At 41.0% G+C, this 5,026-nt stretch carries 8 protein-coding genes and 1 pseudogene; 3 read left to right on the top strand and 6 right to left on the bottom strand.

The genetic code is table 11. From position 1 onward, the window contains the following. Positions 1-249, bottom strand: a 249-nt coding sequence (locus V7L29_RS19035) for a hypothetical protein (RefSeq protein WP_334736484.1), incomplete at its 3' end; no start/stop codon positions are given. 368 nt (positions 250-617) lie between these two features. Continuing rightward, positions 618-779, bottom strand: a pseudogene (locus V7L29_RS19030) (ISAzo13 family transposase); the annotation flags it as partial. Here V7L29_RS19030 and V7L29_RS19025 point away from each other — a divergent pair. Next, on the top strand, positions 763-1,047 hold the full coding sequence (locus tag V7L29_RS19025; RefSeq protein ID WP_334736483.1) for a transposase: 285 nt from the start codon (positions 763-765) through the stop codon (positions 1,045-1,047). The pseudogene V7L29_RS19030 and the gene V7L29_RS19025 sit on opposite strands and share 17 nt — an antisense overlap. Before the next feature lie 402 nt (positions 1,048-1,449). On the opposite strand, the gene V7L29_RS19020 is transcribed toward V7L29_RS19025, so the two are convergent. From V7L29_RS19020 to V7L29_RS19010, 3 genes are all read right to left on the bottom strand, one after another. Further along, the gene (locus tag V7L29_RS19020; RefSeq protein ID WP_334736482.1) at positions 1,450-1,914 is read right to left on the bottom strand and encodes a YpsA SLOG family protein; all 465 of its coding nucleotides are present in this window, start codon (positions 1,912-1,914) and stop codon (positions 1,450-1,452) included. Between the two features lie 104 nt (positions 1,915-2,018). Then, a complete protein-coding gene (locus V7L29_RS19015) occupies positions 2,019-2,249 on the bottom strand; it encodes a helix-turn-helix domain-containing protein (RefSeq protein WP_334736481.1) in 231 nt (76 codons plus the stop codon). A gap of 276 nt (positions 2,250-2,525) precedes the next feature. Beyond that, a complete protein-coding gene (locus tag V7L29_RS19010) occupies positions 2,526-2,888 on the bottom strand; it encodes a hypothetical protein (RefSeq protein WP_334736480.1) in 363 nt (120 codons plus the stop codon). A 207-nt stretch (positions 2,889-3,095) separates the two neighbouring features. Between V7L29_RS19010 and V7L29_RS19005 the strand changes: the two genes are divergently transcribed. Beyond that, entirely contained in the window at positions 3,096-3,467 is a 372-nt protein-coding gene (locus V7L29_RS19005; RefSeq protein WP_334736479.1) for an S-layer homology domain-containing protein, read from the top strand. A 458-nt stretch (positions 3,468-3,925) separates the two neighbouring features. After that, the gene (locus tag V7L29_RS19000) at positions 3,926-4,384 is read left to right on the top strand and encodes a hypothetical protein (RefSeq protein WP_334736478.1); all 459 of its coding nucleotides are present in this window, start codon (positions 3,926-3,928) and stop codon (positions 4,382-4,384) included. 268 nt (positions 4,385-4,652) lie between these two features. Here V7L29_RS19000 and V7L29_RS18995 read toward each other — a convergent pair. After that, the coding region (locus V7L29_RS18995; protein ID WP_442944217.1) for an FAD-binding domain-containing protein at positions 4,653-5,026 on the bottom strand (374 nt) is incomplete at its 5' end.

Here is a 5,026-nt window from a genome sequence, read left to right as displayed (position 1 = left end):
GGCAGTAGTAATTGCTCCACCATTACTAGTAAAGATGCTGCCTGGACTTGGGGATGCAGCAGTAAAAGCGACTGTGCCATTATCGTTGATTGCATTAAAAGGACGGATATCGAAAAAGTCCTGATTATCCCTACTGTTAACGATTGATGTAAAAGTAAAGCTGCCGGCTTGTACTGAGTTAACATTTATCGTCACTAGGCTTAAGAAGCTACCAACTATAGCAGCTAAAAATTTTGGAGAACTACCCATGTTAGTATCTGCTTATTAGTTACTTTTTTGACTAAATTAGTATTACCATAGAATAAGTATTCGACAGCAGTTAGTTTATGGGATGGCTCAAGCGCCCGCCGTAGGCATCGCTCCCACTTGGGCCAGAACTGAAAACCTTATCACTCCCCATCCTTAACCTCTAACTGATAAGGGACTTCCAAGAAATAAAATATACAGCTATTAAAAATGATAATCATTACAGAGAGGGGAGTCTTGGGTTGCCGTTGGCAATCCAAGACTCCCCAAATACACATAAAAAATCTGCACTTTCTTGGGATCAAGAGTGCTATTTAATGGTGTAGTATTATTAGTTATTGTTAAAAAAATTGAATAACTAGTTTTTTTAATTATGTTGCTCTATAGCAAATATCAATAAACCACTTCCCTAAATTCGGAAAAGTTTCATGGTTTGAATCAGTTAATCGGTTGATTTTGTTCTCAATTTTTAACATAGCTTCTTTAGTCAGTCTAACTCCTAACTCATAAGTTTTAGTGATTAGTTTAACAATATTTTATTTTCTGGAAGTCCTTAAAAATTTGATTGTGCCTGAGAATGTCGTTTTGTTATTTCAACCACCTTACTGTCCAGAACTCAATCCGATTGAGCGACTGTGGGAACATCTCAAAACCGATCTTAAATGGGCTTCGTTCCAAACACTTGATCAACTGCAAGCCAAAGTCGATCAACTCTTAGCTGAGTTAACACCAGAAGTAATTATGTCCATTACGGGGTATTCCTTCATTCTCGATGCCCTATCTGCCCTCAACACCATTTAAATTGGTATTAGGTGCATACAACACACGAGCAGGCAGACCTCCAGCTGTGGTGGAGAATGGGGAGGTCGTATTGTTGATCTCGAAAGATACAAGCTTAAATCCCAAACTCAGAATTGACCCTGATATGCTACGAATTCAGGCTTGTGTTGAGCCATTGTAGGTATTTCAGCTAACAACCATAATGCCCACGTTGTGCTACAGCGTGGGTTTTTTGTGAGATGCTTGCACCAAGAGCTAAAGCTTAATTACCCATGTGATGTATTTGTTGATAGCCCTTTTTCCATAGGTAATTGAGGGATTAGGGATTAGGGATTGGGGACTGGGGACTGGGGACTGGGGATTGCGGCAATCAGTTAGGAGTTAGGACTGCGATAGCGCAACCCCGCTGTCTTGCGATCACACCTAACTAAAAGCTTCAATGATGGTTTGGTAAGTCAGCTGATAGATATCGGGGTTTTGGTCGCTAAGTCTGTTGCCTGCGACATTCAATGTTGTTATCTGATTGTTTGACGTCCAGCGATACAATTCTTGGGCGTTTGGGTTTACGATCAGAAATTTCCTTAACTTTCTGGACGTGGAGATAGTTACCTTGCCCCCAGGACTCCCCTCAAAACCAAACCACACTGTCGCATCGGCATCTGCAACATTTTTAATAGTCCGTGGGCGGTAATTATAGCTTTCATGTTCAACCAGCCCAAAATCAAGAAGCGACGGATCGCTACCATCGGAACCATCAGGCAAACATATCCTCCACCCTTTAGGAGCTGTACCACCAGTAGAAATTCCCAAAGCTTTAGCAGCATCCAGCCCAGCCCTGTCTGCTCCTGTTTGCCCTCCAGAAATAATTTTTTGCAGTCTATAATTCATGGTTTAAATACGCAGATGGGAAAATTTCGCATTGACTGGAAAATCCGATGGCAAATAGCAAAGGCATAGCAATGCTGTGCCCTCGTGAGTAAATGAAACTGCGATCAAGCTACAGCTGTTTGTTCCTCTACCACCTTTTTTGATTCTGGCATCCACACAAGTAGTTCTCCAGGCTGGCATTTTAAAGCTTCGCAGTATTTTTCTAGGGTTTCACTTTCCAACCTTGATGGCATAATTTTTGAGTTTTTGTGCTTAGAAACTGTAACTGGGTGCATCCCTGTTATTTCTGCGAGTTCTTTGTAATCAACCTCTCTGTCAGCCATCAGAACAGCCAACCGCTACTTTATAGCCATTGCTCTTTGGGAATTTTTCACAGCGCTTACTTTATTAGTTTAGCTTTTAGTCCAGTGTACCCATAAGCTTTACTAATTAACAGGTTAGTCTTTAAGGCTAAATGATTAACTACCATTAAATAGCACTCTTGATCCCAAGAAAGTGCAGATTTTTTATGTGTATTTGGGGAGTCTTGGATTGCCAACGGCAACCCAAGACTCCCCTCTCTGTAATGATTATCATTTTTAATAGCTGTATATTTTATTTCTTGGAAGTCCCTAAATCCGCATTGATGGGTATTCGCTCATCATCCGCCAGTAATAGCCTTTGGGCAGCGACGACACCCTACCACCGCAACGATACAAAAAAATTGGCTCACCAGAGCGCACAACTTTTTTAACTTTCTGCTCTAGGCTAGAGTCTGGGTTATCGCTGTCGTACCAAATAATGTGCGCTTTTCCCAAGTAACCCGCATTTAGCAGACTAGCAAACAACCATTCCATCAGTGATTGAATTTGCTCTTGAGGGACACCGCAGGCTTGTTGCCCGTAGCTATCAATAGTTGGCTGGGCTGGTTTGGGTTTGAGGAAGTTTAAGAATGTAATGACGGCGAGAAACGCAACTATTACCAGGGTTCCCATTTGTTGAGGCGATCGCTCTTGAAGCCAGGAGTGCGATCGCTCCAGGGGTGTAACTTTTTCTGTTAAGTCTCAAAAGGCTTGCCCATAAAGAATTGTGGATCAAGCACAGCATATACGCAAGAGCAGAATTAAACTCCAGTTGAAAGCAGAATATTAGTTTGATAAGGTGAAGGAGTAAATGGCTTGCAGCTGCGACCAATGTTTAAGATGTCATCAATAATTGCTGGCTTGCTCCCATTCGCCACCGTTACAACTACCTTGGCACTAGCAACAATTATTTTCTATCCATCAAAAACTTTGTCACAAACACCAAGCGACAGGCGCAACACAGTTCCCCAGGCAGGTTGTCTATCTGGGTATCCTGATGACACATATCGAGGTTCGCGCCCAGTTACGCGTTATGAATTTGCTGCTGGCTTGAATACGTGCCTAAATCAGCTAAATCACCTTATTCCCGCTAACAGGGCGGATTTAGCAACGAAGCAAGATTTGGAAATTTTGCTCAAACGACAAAGGGAATTAAACCAACAACTTCGAGAACTCAACGAGCGAGTTGATACCCCAAGAGCTACAAAATAAGTATTCGGTAGTAGTTAGTTTATGCGATTGCTCCTCTACCTCGTTTAATTTTTCCTCTGGTGCGGACACTACGTGAACGCTTGTATTCTGTAAAAGCCATCGCTCCAGAAAGTGTGCAACTTTGAGTCGCTTGATTTTATGAAAGGCGATCACTCTAGGGGTGTAACTTTTCTTGTTAAGTCTCAAAAGGCTTGCCCATAAGGGATTGTGGATCAAGCACGGCATATACGGTACAGTAATTAAAATTTGGTGTTAAAGGTGACAAGGAATGTCTCACATTGCTTTGACGGTTGAAAAAGGAGCTAATGTTAGCCATAACGATGCTTTATCTTTTTTAACCCATCAGCCTACCATACTGCTATTTACCTTATATTAATAGTACCCTTTGGGATAATATTAAGTTTGGATAGATAAATTGTTATTCCACAACAGCATTTAGAACAAAAAGGAAGTCTCTAATGGTCAATAGTTTGACTGATCGTCAAATTAGAAAGGCAACAAACCGTTTTGTTATTGGTACTGCTGCAATGGCTGTTGCTTGCAGTGGCATTGCTTTGATTCCAGCACCTGCTGAGGCCGTTACTCGTAACTATTCATGTAGTGCTGGAGGTTTTACAGGCACAATTCGAGTCGATTACAATCAAGGCATCGGAAGAAATGCAAGCTCAATAATAGAAGTCTCCTATAAAATTAACAAGGGAAGTAATAAAGGCGGAAATAAAGCAAATGTTGGTTATAGTGACGGAGGAACCCTACCCATTAAAAAATTCTATACCGGAGATGCAGGCATCCAAGATAATCAATGGCATTACTTGGGTGGCAGCTATTCACGAGGTTTTGGAAGCGTCGCTGCTAGGTTCGTTTTTGATAAAAGCAGGGCTTCTGATCCTAGTTGTAATGTGAAAATTACATTCTGATAAAAGGATTGAGGTCATCGAAAAAATCGCTTGCATCTGTGCTGGTGTTGGTAGCAATGGGTAGTCTGTGGTTAGTGATCGCAGTTTCCCAAATTTTCCTCTAAGAATTTCAGAAGGGCGACACAGAATAGCCCGCCGTAGACATCGAACCAAAGGCAACTTGTAAACATTGCTGCAAATAATATTAGCGCCCACCTGACTAGAGGTAAGCGCTATTGGTTTATTAAATTCAGAGTATTTCACTTTTGTTGCAGAGAATTCTATTTAACTACTCTAGTTCTGCCTCTAATTCCTTGAATTCTTTGTACTGTCTATCTTTGTGCTGCCAGTATTTATTGACTGTTTCTTTAGCTGCAACTGCACTTTCATATTCATATCCACCTTGGAGAGTTAACCTTTCTCTTACTTTTTTCCGCAGGTCAGAGATAATTTTACCGTTAACTTTGCGGGTTTTAGCCCAATCTAAAATAGTTTGTGGATAAGAACTAGTGCCAATATATTTACCTTGAATAATTTCTGGTAAACTGTAAGCTTTTAGTTCGCTTATCCAATAGTAAATAAATTTGAGGTCTGGGTCTTTTTCGGGAATATTCTTATTTGGGTTATATATGCGAAAAGTATCACTTAAAGGATTAGTAACAC

This window comes from Nostoc sp. (assembly GCF_036916575.1).
Taxonomy (GTDB): domain Bacteria; phylum Cyanobacteriota; class Cyanobacteriia; order Cyanobacteriales; family Nostocaceae; genus Nostoc.
The sequence above is the reverse complement of the archived record's forward strand: the minus strand, read 5'-3'. Positions and strand labels throughout refer to the sequence as shown.